13 protein-coding genes are annotated in these 15,847 nt (G+C 38.4%); 1 reads left to right on the forward strand and 12 read right to left on the reverse strand.

Features of this window, described 5'->3' with window-relative positions; translation table 11 throughout:
- Positions 1-243: 243 nt before the first annotated feature.
- The 4 genes from JFU24_RS15350 to JFU24_RS15365 all read right to left on the reverse strand — a co-directional run bounded on the left by JFU24_RS15350 (position 244) and on the right by JFU24_RS15365 (position 4,445).
- Positions 244-2,367, reverse strand: coding sequence for a heavy metal translocating P-type ATPase (locus JFU24_RS15350; protein WP_201250174.1), 2,124 nt, complete (start codon positions 2,365-2,367; stop codon positions 244-246).
- Positions 2,360-2,722, reverse strand: coding sequence for an ArsR/SmtB family transcription factor (locus JFU24_RS15355; protein ID WP_376107593.1), 363 nt, complete (start codon positions 2,720-2,722; stop codon positions 2,360-2,362). Before JFU24_RS15355 ends, JFU24_RS15350 begins: the two co-directional genes overlap by 8 nt.
- A 692-nt stretch (positions 2,723-3,414) precedes the next feature.
- Positions 3,415-3,615, reverse strand: a complete 201-nt coding sequence (locus JFU24_RS15360; RefSeq protein ID WP_034304915.1) for a cold-shock protein — start codon at positions 3,613-3,615, stop codon at positions 3,415-3,417.
- 251 nt (positions 3,616-3,866) lie between these two features.
- On the reverse strand, positions 3,867-4,445 hold the full coding sequence (locus JFU24_RS15365; protein ID WP_201250175.1) for a TetR/AcrR family transcriptional regulator: 579 nt from the start codon (positions 4,443-4,445) through the stop codon (positions 3,867-3,869).
- A gap of 185 nt (positions 4,446-4,630) precedes the next feature.
- Here JFU24_RS15365 and JFU24_RS15370 point away from each other — a divergent pair, with 185 nt between their 5' ends.
- Entirely contained in the window at positions 4,631-5,389 is a 759-nt protein-coding gene (locus tag JFU24_RS15370) for an SDR family oxidoreductase (RefSeq protein ID WP_056525958.1), read from the forward strand.
- A 61-nt stretch (positions 5,390-5,450) separates the two neighbouring features.
- Here the strand turns inward: JFU24_RS15370 and JFU24_RS15375 are convergent, their stop codons facing one another.
- The 8 genes from JFU24_RS15375 to cdaA form a co-directional block, all read right to left on the reverse strand.
- Positions 5,451-7,145 carry a methyl-accepting chemotaxis protein gene (locus JFU24_RS15375; RefSeq protein WP_242485347.1) on the reverse strand — a complete coding sequence of 565 codons (1,695 nt, stop codon included), beginning with the start codon at positions 7,143-7,145 and terminating at the stop codon, positions 5,451-5,453.
- A gap of 13 nt (positions 7,146-7,158) precedes the next feature.
- The gene (locus JFU24_RS15380; RefSeq protein ID WP_201188252.1) at positions 7,159-8,328 is read right to left on the reverse strand and encodes an ATP-grasp domain-containing protein; all 1,170 of its coding nucleotides are present in this window, start codon (positions 8,326-8,328) and stop codon (positions 7,159-7,161) included.
- 624 nt (positions 8,329-8,952) lie between these two features.
- A complete protein-coding gene (locus tag JFU24_RS15385) occupies positions 8,953-9,324 on the reverse strand; it encodes an iron chaperone (RefSeq protein WP_201222435.1) in 372 nt (123 codons plus the stop codon).
- A gap of 1 nt (position 9,325) precedes the next feature.
- Positions 9,326-9,472 (reverse strand): hypothetical protein, encoded by a 147-nt coding sequence (locus JFU24_RS15390; protein ID WP_201250176.1) that lies wholly within the window; start codon positions 9,470-9,472, stop codon positions 9,326-9,328.
- Positions 9,473-9,839: 367 nt separating this feature from the next.
- A complete protein-coding gene (glmS, locus tag JFU24_RS15395; protein ID WP_201222439.1) occupies positions 9,840-11,642 on the reverse strand; it encodes a glutamine--fructose-6-phosphate transaminase (isomerizing) in 1,803 nt (600 codons plus the stop codon).
- 449 nt (positions 11,643-12,091) lie between these two features.
- Complete coding sequence (gene glmM / locus JFU24_RS15400) at positions 12,092-13,441, reverse strand: phosphoglucosamine mutase (RefSeq protein ID WP_056525971.1); 1,350 nt, start codon at positions 13,439-13,441, stop codon at positions 12,092-12,094.
- Positions 13,442-13,496: 55 nt separating this feature from the next.
- Entirely contained in the window at positions 13,497-14,837 is a 1,341-nt protein-coding gene (locus JFU24_RS15405) for a CdaR family protein (protein WP_201250177.1), read from the reverse strand.
- Complete coding sequence (gene cdaA / locus JFU24_RS15410) at positions 14,830-15,654, reverse strand: diadenylate cyclase CdaA (protein WP_056525977.1); 825 nt, start codon at positions 15,652-15,654, stop codon at positions 14,830-14,832. The genes JFU24_RS15405 and cdaA overlap by 8 nt, the downstream gene beginning before the upstream one ends.
- Positions 15,655-15,847 lie beyond the last annotated feature (193 nt).

The following is a 15,847-nucleotide window of genomic DNA, read 5'->3' on the forward strand; positions in this document are numbered from 1 at the left end:
GATACCAGGACTCTTCCAGTATCGAACCGTTTCTGTACATCCCTTCCTCTTTTCTCAATAATGGTTTCGATAACGATCGATCACTTCATCTGGCGACGTTGTACTCGCCCATTCAATTGCTTTACTGTTGAGTGAAAAACTTCTGAACTGTATGTGAATTATCAGTTTCACATGAAACATTTTGAAGCAGTACAAGAAAAGGCTTCCTTGCACCTTTAAAAGGAACCAGGAAGCCATATTCAATTACTCTTTTATTCTTAGCAATCTAAGACTGTTCAATGTGACCAATAACGTTGCTCCCATGTCTGCAAAAATTGCCATCCACAGTGTTAACCAGCCTGGTGCTATCAATAGTAAAGCCAGAATCTTAATCGCTAACGAAAATGTGATGTTCTGCTTAATAATTTTTAACGTTTTACGACTTAGGCGTATCGTATAAGGCAGCTTTGATAAGTCATCACCCATTAAGGCAATATCTGCGGTTTCAAGGGCGGTGTCCGTCCCCGCTCCCCCCATCGCAATCCCAACCGTGGAAGCCGCTAAAGCCGGTGCATCATTGACACCATCGCCAATCATAGCCACTCGATTATATTTCTGTTTCCATTGTTTGATAAAGGCCAGTTTATCTTGCGGCAATAGCTCCGCTTGAATCTCATGAACGCCAGCTTCTGCTCCAATCGCTTTTGCTGTTCCGATATTATCCCCGGTTAGCATTATCGTTTTTTCAATCCCGAGAGCATGCAGTTTCCGGATTGCTTCCTTACTGCTTTCCCTTATTTCGTCCGCAACTGCAATCAGTGCAAGGAGTTTTATTTGATTGCCAAGCACCATCACCGTTTTTCCTTCATTTTGATAATCATTTATTTGGATACGAACATCTTCAGAAAAGGCTAAACCGCCCTCTTCTTCAAAAAGATGTGGTTTCCCAATGTAATAGACTTCTCTATTTATTGTTCCTTTTATACCTTTACCCGTGATTGCGGTAAAATCCTCGACCACTAGAGAGTGATAGTCCATGTTCTGGCTCTCTGCTTTTTGGAGAATGGCCGTGGCAAGAGGATGTTGCGAACAACTTTCTAAAGCTGCAGCAATCCCTAGAACTTCCTGTTCACTCACCCCGTCAACCAATACCGTGAAATCAGTCACTTCAGGTATTCCCTTTGTCAAAGTACCTGTTTTATCAAACGCAATCGCCTTTATGGCTCCAGCTTCCTCCAAATGGACTCCGCCTTTAATCAGTACACCATTTTTCGCAGCATTTCCGATGGCTGTTACAATTGCAATTGGTGTAGAGATAACTAAAGCACATGGACAACCAACAACCAGCACAGCCAATCCTCGGTAAATCCATTCACTCCATTCCCCGTTTATGACAAGCGGCGGAATAACGGCAATGGCCAACGCTATCAGCATAATGGCGGGAGTATAGAATTTTGCAAATCTATCAACAAATGCCTGGGAAGGAGCTTTTTCAGCCTGAGCTTCTTCAACAAGATGTATGATTTTTGCAATCGTCGTATCCTCTACTCGTTTCGTGACCTCCACTTCCAGCAGTCCTTCACCATTTAAGGTTCCAGCAAATACTTCACCCTCAACCGTTTTAAATATTGGCTCTGATTCCCCTGTAATGGCTGCTTGATTCAGTGTCGAGGCACCTTTCGTGATCCTGCCGTCCATAGCGAGCTTCTGACCGGGTTTGACAATCATGGTGTCGCCCACCTCAATCTCATCAACAGCAACCATCATTTCGTGATGTCCCCTACGAATCAAGGCCTCTTTAGGAGCTATATTCATTAATGATTCTATAGAATTCCGGGCTTTATCCATCGAATATTTTTCCAGCGCTTCACTGATTGCAAACAGAATAACGACTGTTGCTCCCTCGCCCCATTCACCCAGCACAGCTGCTCCAATAATTGCAACCGTCATTAGGGTGTGCATATCAAAGCGCAGTCTGACAAGATTTTTCAGTCCATTGATAAATAGTGAATATCCACCAACTAAAATTGCAACCGCATAGCCAATCACTGACATGTTGCTTCCATCACCATATTGTTTATCCAATATCCAACTGATTAAAAGAAGGATAGCAGAAAACACTACTTTAATATTTTCTTTTTGCTTCCAAAACGGTTCCTTTTCCATAACCTGTTCTTGTTCATCCCGGATTTTAAGATTATCAAAGGCTCCCGCTTTTTCAATTTCTTCAATTGTTGTACTTCCTTGAATCGAAATCTTCGAAGCCCCGAAGTTGATTTTGGCAACTTTCACTCCCTCAAGGTCACGGACATTATTTTCAAATTTAGCCGCACAATTCGTACAGGATAGACCTTGAATTCGATACGTTTTTGATTGGGATTCAGCCATCGACCCTCACCTCCTGCTGATGTTCTAATGCAATAAGAATTAATTGTTTTATATGATGATCATCTAATGAATAAAATGCTAACTTACCTTCTTTTCGATATTTTACGATTGCATGTTTATATAGGGTACGAAGATGATGTGAGGTTGTCGCCATTGAGGCACCAATGATATTCGCCAAATCACACACACACAACTCCTCATCCGTACATAGCGCATAAGCAATTTTCGCTCTGTTTTCATCACCGATAACTTTAAACAGCTTCGATATACTAGAGATATTCACCTGGCTCATTTCTTCTTGAATGCAGTTCACCTTTACTTCATCATGCAGGTGAACATCACACATATCCTTCATTTCCGCCATCTTCTCACCCCCCCTCATTCAAATATGCGTTTGATTATAATATACCATAATTTGCTGAATATTCAAACCTAGATTTGAATGTAAAAGAAACTTACTTCCTCCCCAAAGCAGACTTGATAAAAGCGGCATATATGACTATATATGAAAAACACTGGCTTTTGTTTCAATTTGAACTTCATCCACATACACCAAGATCAGATCAACGCATGACTAGAAATCGTTCATAACTCATAAATTTTATTGTTGTATAAACGAAGAGAGGTCAAAGTGCCTATTTTGGCAACCTGACCTCTGTATTATTATTCTCTATACCTTTATAGGTGTCATAGAAGGCTTCATTCTAAAATGGTTAAGAAATGTCTTATCAAATATCCCCTGAATCGTATCAATTTTTTCTTTAATCATCTTCTAATGAAAAAAAAGATTGAAAGGATATGAGCTTCCCTCATGTCCCTTCAATCTAATGATTTCCGTACTTTCCTATCCCAATGCCTTAATAGAATAAAATAATTAATTTAGTATTTTTTTGAAAAACTATGATATACTTAGTCAAACCTTTTAAGCGTTTTACTTTACTTGTACCATTTACCCTGCTCAATCTTTGAGCAGGTTTTTTTGACTTTCTTTTTACAAAACAAAAAGACAGACCCTATAACTAGGATCTGTCTTTATTTGTTTTGAAATTATGCTTTTTGAACGTTAGAAGCTTGAGGTCCACGTTGACCTTGCTCTACTTCAAAAGTAACTTCTTGACCTTCGTCTAAAGATTTGAAACCTTCGCTTTGGATAGCTGAGAAATGTACGAATACGTCGTCTCCGTTTTCGCGTTCGATGAATCCAAAACCTTTTTCTGCGTTAAACCATTTCACTTTACCTTGTTCCATTGTTGTTGCCTCCTAGTGCATTTAAGCACATTGTATTACTATCCTTGCTCTAAGTCATCATCGAAAACGAAAAGTAGTACTTTTAGTATCCTTAGTACCGAACAAAAATAATTAAGACTAAGCATAACATTAAATGGCAGCGATTGCAAATAGTTTAAGTAAACTTTTTTCAAGCAATTTTTAATACTCTTAAAATTCGACTTCAATCAACTTCTATATACTAAAGTGGGTCGGACCACATAAGCACTTTTTTACTTTTTAGGAACTGTTACTCCTATCGGCCGATAATGTATGATTTTAACAAGTTGCTCAGCCATATATTCAGGTGTATTTTTAAATTCATCCTGTACCCATTGTATGATCATTCCCAATATAGAATAAGCATGATAACTAGCAAGCAAGTCTTTATTAATGGCTTTGTCATCACTTCCTACTAATAAGTCCTCTAGAGATAATTGTTTTATGACAGTCCCCAATCTGTTCTGAAAACCAGACAAGGCCGTTGGCTTCAATATCATTTGGTAAAAGGTCCTATGATTTTCTACATGATGAAAAATACGTATAGTAGAAGACTGCAACCGTTCTATATCCAAAACCTCAATAGTCTTGTAAGGTGCTTGATACGATTCAATTAAGTCATTCATCACGTCATCAATCACGTCATTAAACAAGTCTTCTTTGTACTGAAAATGCTTATAAAAAGTGCCACGATTAAGATCCGCTCGTTGTACGATTTCTGAAATTGTTATTTCTCTAAATTCTTTTTCAACCATTAAAGATATAAGGGCCTCTTTTAATGTAGCTATAGATTTTTTTACCCGCCTATCCATTTCATAACCTCCAACACATTTTAATGCACATACTTTCATTTATTTGTCTATTAATAAACAAATTATGGTTTATTTGCTGATTGTACCTCTTTATATAGGGGATTATAATATAGATATTGAAAGTTAACAAACAAGTGTTCATTAAGTATCCAGTAATTAAACATTATGAATCTGGGGGAACAAATATGAAATTACAAGGGAAAGTAGCCGTTGTTACAGGCGCTGCATCTGGTATGGGGAAAGAAATCGCGGTTCTTTACGCAAAAGAAGGAGCAAAAGTAATCGTTTCGGATATTAATCTAGAAGCGGCACAAGCAGTCGTTTCTGTTATCGAAGCAAACGGTGGCACAGCTGCTTCCATCTTAGCTAACGTTGCTAAAGAAGAGGACGTACAAGCCATGATCGACCTTGCTGTTGAAAAATATGGTACTCTGGACATTTTAGTAAATAATGCAGGCATCATGGATAACTTCATTCCAGCTGCTGAAATTACAGATGAACATTGGGAACGGCAATTTGCAATCAATACAACGAGTGTAATGCGCTCAACAAGAAAAGCCCTTCCAATCTTTCTTGAAAAAGAAGCAGGAGTAATTGTGAACATTGCCTCTGCTGGCGGATTATTCGGTTCAAGAGCAGGTGCTGCCTACACAGCTGCTAAACATGCTGTAATGGGTTTTACAAAAAACGTTGGCTTCCAATATGCAACAAAAGGTATCCGTTGTAACGCCGTTGCCCCAGGGGCCGTAGCCACAAATATCGGTACAACCATTAATCAGCCAAATGATTTTGGTATGGAGAGAGCAATGGTTGGAATCAACGTCAACCCTCGTGTGGGAGATGCTACAGAGATTGCTAAAGTAGCTTTATTCCTGGCTTCTGATGACTCGAGCTTCGTGAATGGAACGGTTGTTACAGCTGATGCCGGCTGGACTGCTTATTAATTTATAAAAAACTCACTGACGCCTTTCTCAGTGAGTTTTTTTAATGATTATCTTACCTTTTTTATTTTTCGGTAATAAACTTTTCGACCATTTCCTCTAATAAGGCTGATTCTTTTGCCAAGTTTCTGTTTTGTGCCTTTAATCCGGTCATAATGTTACTTTGTTGAATAGCAGCAGCAGAAATTTGTTCAGTTGTTGCTACTCCCTCTTCTGAGATTGCAGCGATTTCCTGAATAGATGCTAAACTTTCATCTGAGGATACATTAATTTTTTGCGAATGGTGCGCTAATTGTTCTGTTCCTTTCAATAGTTTTTCTACAGAATCAAAAATCTTATTGAAAATCTCACCATTGTTCTCCACTAAGGATACTCCATTTAATATATCTTGGAAGCTCTCATCATTATTTTGGATAACCTTTGCGGTTTGTTCATTAATTCGCATGATAGATTCAGAAATAACATCAATGGATTCATCTGTTTGTACAGCCAGTTTTTGCACTTCGTGGGCAACTACAGCAAAACCTCTGCCTGCATCCCCTGCTCGTGCAGCTTCAATAGAAGCATTCAAGGATAGCAGGTTCGTTTGAGAAGCAATGATTCGTATTAAACCAATCACTTCATTTATCTTAACTACATCCTCTTCCAAGCTCACCAAATTGGCTTTACTCGCTTGGCCATTTCCCATAATTTTATCCATCTGACTCGTTACATCCTGTACTTGTTTACTCCCCTGTTCAGCAAGTTTGTTCGTATGTAGTGTAAATTCGTTCATTGTATTCGTTTGCTCGCTCATTAAACGAATTGTATCCGTTAAATCACTGATCATATTAGAAATTCGGTCAATATGGTGGGCCCGTTCTTCTGAAGCTTTTGCTTCTTCCGTTGTCCCTGTTACGATCTGATCATAGGATTCTACCATCTCTTCAAAAGATTGATGAATGGACACTGTGGTTTTATTCATCGTTTGAGCACGTTCACGGACATTTTGAATAATATGGGACAAGCTCACTCGCATATCTTCAAACCCGTGTGATAGATCCCCAATTTCATCTTGTCGAACACTAGTGATAGGTTTACTTAAATTCCCTACTGCCATTTCACTTGTGAAACCAACTAGTTCATTAACAGGACGGGAAATTTGTCTCCCTATAACATAAGCGCTTATAGCACCCAATAATACTGCACTTATTAAAAATAGAATATTAAAGACAATCATTTTGCTTTTCATCTCAGGAATAAACGAAGCATCCATATCAATACCTACAATAGCATCCGTTCCTTCGATAGGTGTAAAGTAAGACTTGTGTGTGCCCCATTTATCGTTATAGATTTCACTTAACACTTCTTCTTTTCCATTTATCGATTTTGCCTGTTCTGGTGTAAACGGGGATTCCACCATGAAATCCTTGCTGCCATTCAAGGCCACAATGACATCTGAATCATTCTCCCGCTTCAGGACATAAACATATTCAATGCCTTTTCTCTTTTCAACGAAGGCATCTAATTTTCCCAAGATAGCTTCTCCCTGATCTGAAGCATTTTCTATCAAATCCGGATCAATGCTTGCAGCCAAACTGCGGGCATTTTCAGATAGCCGCTCATCAAATTGTGGAAGGACATTTTCATTAATCATATTATTAGTAATATATGAAAAACAAAAATCCATAGCACCTGCAAATAGTACGAACGGAATTATGTAGAATACGAATAATTTAGCTAGTAAAGATCGTTTTGGATTTAGCTTTGAAATTTTCAACCTTACATCCTCCTTAGATTAAAGCCAGCTCTTTTATAGTTAGAAAAGGAAATAAATCTAAATGAAGCAATTGAAGATTCTTGTTCAAATCTTCACTTCTATAAAAGATGATTGCCATACTTCGATCATTTTGAAAAGGAAGCTGTCTATATTCCAAAATATGTTCAAACTCATTTTGAAGTCCTATATGATTAATCCGTTCAACATCTTCTAAATTTATTTCCAATGGAACCTCTGCAAAGAAAAAGCTATAAATATTATCGTCCATCTCTTCCAATATTCGATTCCAATCAGGTTTCGTTCCTAAGAAATAGTGTTCATACATATTCATCCCATAGGCATGATACCCTAGATCTGTTGTGCCCGCTCCCGCAAAACGCAAGGGATTAATTTCTATGGGAATAACCCTGTCTCCCTTTTTGCGAATTTCAAAGTGTACAGGGTAATTCCTTAGGGGTAGAACAGTTTGGACTTTCTTCATAAACTGTAGGGCATCATCATAGATTTCATTTACTGCTATCTTCGACGTGTAATAGATTCGATCGGATGTATCATAATCATCCTTAAATAAACGTTTAAACGCGTTCAATATAATTGGTTCACCATCCTGATTAAAATAACCATCAATGGCATATTCCTCTCCCTGAATCCACTCTTCTATTAAAACAGTCTGAGAACCTACTACTGTTGAATCATACAATCCATCGGAATGCAGTAAATCTTCCTTCAAATGGCTTACGGCTATATCCCAATCCTGTTCATTCTTAACTTTGTGTACCCCTACACTTGAGTAGCCAATATTAGGTTTGATAACCACAGGAAACGGAATTTGTTTTTTATCCATATCACTTATTATGGATAGATCAATTTCTTGGAAATAGAAATCAGGATATAATGATTTCGTTAGATTACGAACCTTACTCTTATCTTTTAATAACTTAGACCATATGTATTCATTGCTATTGGGTTGAAAATGACCTAATAATGTAATGCCATTCTCAGAGTTTGTAAGAATCCTTTTGCCCATTTCCATAGACTTAAAAAACTCCGTATCTTTTTGAATGTTTAGCTTTTCTGATGATAGTGTGTTTCTCCATCGCCCATGCTCCAACACTGGAATCTGCTGTTTCTCTAATACCTTTAGAAGAATTGGTGACACAATGGGCTCATTCAAAATAATCATGTTTTCCACCTAACTTATACTGTTTTATGTATCCCCATATTTAATCGGTTAAAAGTGGTAAGTATTTAGCTTATATAGGTATTTATTATTATTTAATTAAACAATAGTCACAATATAAATAACAATACATAATTCTTTTTACCTAATTTTATCCAAAAAAATACAGAAGTATGTCGATCTTCATTACACGTCCCTCTGAACAGAACAGGTAAATGGTATCTAATGATATTTTTTTGACATAACAAAAAGCCCGGATTCTATCCAGGCATTCCTTTTTCCTATTTTTAAAAGTGATAATAATTTCTTTTACCTATAAACAATATTTATATTCCTTTATTGTCGCAATGGCTCAAAAAGGAATTTTCCAAAAACCTTTAGAGTACCTTTCTCTATAAGTCCCGCCATTGCACAAAACACCCTTAGGATGGTTGATATTTGGATTTCGCATAACAAGTGAATCTATAAAACTATGAAGGAATAGAGATTACCTAATAATTCATGTACTCTCACCGATTCCTAAAAACAAGCATAAAAAAACGTGCCTTAGAATAAATTCTAAGGTGTTGGTTTTTAATAAAGTTTGATTAAAATTAATTGAACTGAACCCCGAATAATCCGATTTTTTTATTTCCGCCAAAAAGTTGAACAGTCCGTCTTATCCAAAATATTAAACTCGATCATTTTCTCAAGTAATGAGAAATCAACCGGACTATCCCACTGGATACGTACCAACTGCTTGGTGTGATCATGGCCAGCCTGCACAATTTCATCAGAAAAATGAATAATCCCTGCCCTTTCAGGGGCAACAGCCAAATGATGTTTGGCTACGCTAAAGCCAATAATAAATGTGCCATGATCGGTAAACATAGGCTGATTCCACGCAATTTTTGGCATTAAATTTGGGAATTTCTTAGTTACCCAAACCAAAACTTCTTCCGTTCGGTCCCGATGTTGCGGGTTATCAATACTCGCTAAATATTCTATAAAAACTTCCATGTCATTCTCTCCTATAATAAAAAATTATTTTTGAACGATGTAATTTTTCATGCCAATACGCCATGACATCAATTGCACCATTCGCAACCTCATCTGTATCTTTGACAGGATACCTAGACATCTCAAAAATCGCCTTTTGTTCATCCATAGTTTTTTTACTTCTTCTTCAATTTCGACAATGCACAATCGCTTTGCAATCTAACCTCATTGTGTGTTTATATAATAAAGCTGTTTAATTTTGCTCTTAAAGATGCAGCAATTACCTTCCGATAGATTTGATAGATGGTATTAAATGACTTTATTATTTTTCAAACAAATTTATTGTCACTGCACACCAATTCCTATTCCTCGGCCTTCTTTAATCCACTTATCAACTTTAGATGTTCTCGCTCTTTTAGGCATAAAAAAACACCCCTTTAGATAATCATATCCAAAGGGGTGAAACGGTGCAACTTTTGAAAAAACGGTTAAACTTTATTTCAAAACTACATAAGGCACGTTATATTCATTCCAGCTTACTCAACCGTTACACTTTTCGCAAGATTACGTGGTTTATCCACGTCACATTCGCGGTGCAAGGCAGCGTAGTACGCAATGAGTTGCATCGGGATAACAGAGATAAGGGGTGTTAATAGTTCGTTCACTTCCGGGATGACAAAGCGATCATCTTCTTCTTCCAACCCATTCATAGAAATAATGCATGGGTTAGCACCACGGGCAACGACTTCTTTGACATTACCACGGATGCTTAGGTTGACGCCTGCTTGCGTAGCAAGAGCTATAACAGGTGTACCTTCTTCAATCAAGGCAATTGTTCCATGTTTAAGCTCACCACCAGCAAAGCCTTCTGCCTGGATGTAAGAGATTTCTTTCAGCTTAAGCGCCCCTTCAAGACCAACATAGTAGTCAAGGGACCGGCCGATGAAGAAGCAGTTTCTTGTAACAGACAAATATTCATGGGCAATAGCTTCCATCTCTTCTTTCGAATCGCATAGAGCTTCCATTGCTGTCGCAACAATTCCAAGCTCCTTAACAAGGTCGAAATCAAACTCTAGGTTACGGAACTGTCCAGAAACATTTGCTAATATAGCCAATACAGCTACTTGAGCTGTGTAAGCTTTTGTAGAGGCAACTGCAATTTCAGGGCCAGCATGCAGCAAGAGCGTATAATCCGCTTCACGTGACAATGTAGAGCCCGGTACGTTTGTAATGGTTAATGCTTTATGACCAAGCTCTTTAATTGCCACTAATACCGCACGGCTATCCGCAGTTTCTCCACTTTGGGATATGAAGATGAAAAGCGGTTTTTTCGATAATATCGGCATGTTGTATGTGAATTCCGATGCTACATGGACTTCAACCGGAATTTCAGTCATTTTTTCGATGAATTGCTTACCAATCAAGCCTGCATGATAGCTAGTTCCACAAGCGACGATATAGATACGGTCAGCCTCAGTTACTGCTTCTGCAATACTATAATCGATTGCCAGTTTGCCTTCTTCATTTTGATAAGCTTGAATAATTTTACGTATGACAGCAGGCTGCTCGTCGACTTCTTTAAGCATATAATGAGGATACGTACCTTTTTCAATATCACTCGCATCCAGTTCAGCAGTGAATGGCTCACGAAAAACTTCTTCGTTAGAAAGATTCTTAATCGTTACCTCTTCATTTGTCACTATAACCATTTCTTTATCCATCAGTTCAAGGAATTGATCTGTGACTTGCAACATAGCCATTGCATCAGAAGCGACAACGTTAAAGTCTTTCCCTACACCAATTAGCAGCGGGCTTTTATTTTTTGCGACAAAAATGGTTTCATCATTTTCAGCATCTAAAAGGGCAATGGCATATGAGCCTTCTAAAAGAGTGAGTGTTTGACGGAACGCCTCTTCTACTTCCATACCATCGTTTACAAACTTCTCTATAAGTTGAACGATGACTTCCGTATCTGTCTCACTTTTAAAAGCAACATCCTTCAAATATTCCCGTTTTAGAATCGCATAGTTTTCAATGACCCCATTATGAACTAAAGTCAAGCGACCTGAATTACTTTGGTGAGGATGAGCATTATCACGACTTGGCACACCATGAGTGGCCCAGCGCGTATGACCTATTCCAGTATGTGCAATAGTTTTTTCATCCACAGCTCCACGGAGGTCTGCAATTCGTCCCTTTTCCTTAAAGATTGTCACACCTGAATCATTTTTGACAGCAATCCCTGAAGAATCGTAACCGCGGTATTCAAGCTTTTCAAGACCTTTTAATAGAATTTCTTTCGCATCATTAAGTCCAATATATCCAACAATTCCACACATAATTTCTGTTCCTCCAACCGATTCGAGGGAACAGGAATGCACGGGGGCATCCCTGCCCCCTCATCTCTGATATTTATTTTTATAAAGGAAATGCTTATAGCCTTTTTTCCCTTTGTGCATTTCCAATCCTTTGTGCAGTAAGTTGCCCTACTGTTTTAAGATTGAAATTACTGCGGCTGTGCACTTCAGCCGGGAGGTATCCGCCGATCATTCGATAAACCTCCTCCTCGTCAACTAAGCCATTCTCGACCAAGCTTAGTTCAGGCGCTTTTGTATTTCCTTTTCTCCCTGCCTACCCTCCTTTAAACAAAATATGTTTTAAATCAGGATAATCATACCTTACAAAAGGGACATAGGTCAATTCTTTGTTACCTTAACCAATGAAAAAAACACTTCTTTATAAAAATATGCATAAAAGGATATTCTGTTCCTTTTATGCATATGATTAGTTATTCGTTTATTCCCATTTCCGCTCTCACCACAGAGACGATGCGATCAACATAACGATTGCATTCTTCTACAGTTGGTGCTTCAGCCATAACACGGACAAGAGGTTCAGTTCCAGATGGTCTAACCAATATACGCCCGTTTCCTTCCATTTCTGCCTCAACATCTTTAATGACTTCCTGCACCTTTTCATTATCAGTTACAGCATGCTTGTCAGTCACTTTAACATTGATAAGCGTCTGTGGATATTTTTTCATCTCATTTGCAAGCTCTGATAAGGGTTTTTGTGTTTCACTCATAATGTTTACAAGCTGTAAGCCTGTCAATAAGCCATCCCCTGTCGTATTATAGTCCAGGAAGATAATATGCCCGGATTGCTCACCGCCAAGGTTGTAGCCGCCTTTTCGCATCTCTTCTACAACATAGCGATCGCCCACTGCTGTTTGGGCACTTTGTATTCCGTGCTCCTCAAGACCTTTATAAAAACCTAGGTTACTCATGATTGTAGAAACCACAGTCCCCTGTTTCAAACGATTGTTTTCTTTCAAGTATTTCGCACATATATACATAATTTGATCGCCGTCAACTATATTTCCTTTTTCATCTATGGCAATGATGCGGTCGCCGTCACCATCGAAGGCAAGTCCAACATCGGCCCCTTTTTCTTTTAAGAATTCAGCAAGTGCTTCAGGGTGCGTGGAACCTACCTTATCATTGATGTTCAAGCCATTGGGCGATGCCCCCATTGTAGAGATATCTGCATCTAGATCCGCAAACAAATGCATAGCCAAGGATGAAGTCGCGCCATGTGCACAATCAAGCGCAACATGAATGCCTGTAAAATCTTCATCGACTGATTGCTTTAAGTACTGGAGATACTTTTGTCCACCTTCGAAATAGTCGTTTAGATGGCCTAAATCTCCGCCTACCGGACGTGGAAGTTCATCTTTTTCTAAATCTAACAATGTTTCAATTTCCGCTTCTTGATCATCCGATAGCTTAAAACCATCCGGACCGAAGAATTTAATACCGTTATCTGCAACCGGATTATGTGAAGCAGAAATCATAACGCCTGCTTCAGCACTTAACGCCTTTGTTAAATAAGCAACTCCTGGTGTTGAAATTACACCAAGACGCATAACTTCAGCCCCAATAGATAATAGACCAGCAACTAGTGCACCTTCCAGCATTTCACCTGAAATACGTGTATCGCGTCCTATCAGCACTTTAGGTTTTTCTGTATTTTTAGTAAGAACGTAGCCGCCAAAGCGGCCTAGTTTAAATGCCAACTCAGGTGTTAATTCGCTATTCGCTATACCCCTAACTCCGTCTGTTCCAAAATATTTACCCATCTTTTTATCGCTCCTTCTTCGAATCGTTACTAAATTAAATGATGTTAAAGGAAGGTTATGTTTCTTCTTCGTCTTTTTGAGTAATAGAGACCTTAGCCGTTTTTGAATCTAGTTCCCAATTCACTCCTGCAGGCGCTTTTACTACCAGTTCTACATCATGTATACCTTCATCTAAATTACTCACATCTACTGTAAGAGTAATGTCGTTTTTAGTTATTTCTTTCAAATCATCCGCTTTCCCACGCAAAGTAATGCTTGCTACATCGGATTCCAATTCGGCTTCTTGGTCTTCCTGTATACCTACAGGTTCTATTTTTAAATTGGTGAAAGTTTTAGTCTCGATGGCAGGTGGTTCATCCTCTTCAACTACCTCTTCTTCGACTTTTTCGACTTCTTCGACTGCCTCTACATCCTCTACATTCTCATCTTCTACATCAATTTTTTCTGTATTAATTTTGACCTTTGCCTTACCCAAGGACATTTTTTGTACACTTTCTGGTTTAGTAAGATCCAATTCCAATTCGGCATCTCCATCAATTTTGGAAATATTAACAGGGAGATTTATTTCGCTTATTTGTTCAAGGCTGGCTTCTGACCCATAAAGGATTACCTCTTTTGGATCGACACTTATACTCTTAATACGGATGCCGTCCTTTACTTTTCCAGTTTGCTTAGGTGCAATGGTTACCGTTTTCGACGGGATACTAACTTTTAGTGACACTGCAACTGAAGCAGGTTCAATCGTAACATCCAACTTGTTTAAGTCCCGGTCAAGAGCTTTTACTGTCGCCTTGCCGTTCATCGTTTCGTTAAGACCCTTACTTATTTCAAGATTTGCCTTAACATAGGAAATTTGTTCAATTACATCTTTAGCCCCAGTTATTTTAACAGTTTTAGGGTCGACTGTTGGCTGTCCAGCGGTATAACCCTCTTCAAGTAAAGAATTATTATATTCTGCTTCGACGGAGAATTCCTTCGTCACTCGTTCCTGAACATTGACTTCTGCATATTCAGGCTCGATTGTCGCCACTAACTTTTCGTTTAAATCGCTTATTTTGAAGGTAACAGTTCTGTCTCCCATCGAGATTTCAGGATCAGAAAGGTCTACATATACTTTAAAGTCTCTTTGGTTTTTTGCACTTATCAGTAGGCTTTTAGCTCCCTTTAAAGTAACATCCACCGTTTCTGGTACTCCGCTCACCACCAAATTTTCACGGTCATAGTACACTTCAACCGGTACATTTTCAATGGTTTCCGTACTAATCTCAGGGGCAGTAGATAAACCAAGAGATTTTTTATCTGACTCCATCTCAAAATTAACGGAGATGAATAACAGAGCTGCCAAAGCAAAAGCAACAATTCTCATAAACCATGTACTATTGGTATATTTATCCATTTTTCTTCCCCCTCCAATTCCAGATACTCGAGGAAGTTGTTTTGATATTTTCCACTACCAGTTCACTAGTAAGCATTGCCCTAAATGACTCTTGATTCAAATCTCGGAACAGTTCTCCATTTTTAGTAACAGAGATTCCTCCCGTTTCTTCAGATACAACGATTGTAATACTATCCGTCACTTCACTCATACCAATAGCTGCCCTATGCCGAGTACCAAGTTCTTTTGAAATGAACGGACTTTCTGATAAAGGCAGATAGCAAGCTGCAGCTGCCACCTGGTTATTTTGTAAAATCACTGCACCATCATGGAGCGGCGTATTAGGTATAAAGATATTAATAAGCAACTCTGAAGAAATATAGGACTTTAGAGGAATCCCTGTTTCAACATAATCGCCCAGTGCCGTTCCTTTTTCAATCGTAATCAAGGCTCCAATTCGCCTTTTCGCCATATAAGTGGACGCCTTTAATATTTCTTCTACTAAACGCTCTTGCTGGTTCTCTTCTGGAACGCTACCTCTTGTAAAGAGCTTCCCACGTCCTAATTGTTCAAGCGCTCTCCTCAGTTCAGGTTGAAAAATGACAAGAATCGCCAGTACTCCCCAATTCATGACTTGTGCCATTAACCATCCAAGTGTATTGAAACCAAACAGGTTGCTTAAGCTTTTTACAATGACTATTACAAAAATTCCTTTGAGCAGCTGTATAGCCTTCGTGCCTCGAATAATAGTTAACAATTTATATATCACAAACCAAACAAGGAGAATATCAATGAAATTTACTACATAGTCCCAAACATTCAAATTGGATAAAGACATGTTGTTTCCTCCAGTCAGTATTACTCCAAATAACAATAACAATCGTTATGTAATAACCTTAATAGTATACCATTTTTTAAATAATACTTCTAAAACTAGTGTGATAAAGTTACATGTTAAGGTCTAATGAAGTAAAAAATCCCCTCCTTTTACAAAGTAAAGCTGAGCGATGGCACCGTATATTGAAAACGAT

This window comes from Peribacillus sp. TH27 (assembly GCF_016650915.1).
GTDB lineage: Bacteria > Bacillota > Bacilli > Bacillales > DSM-1321 > Peribacillus > Peribacillus butanolivorans.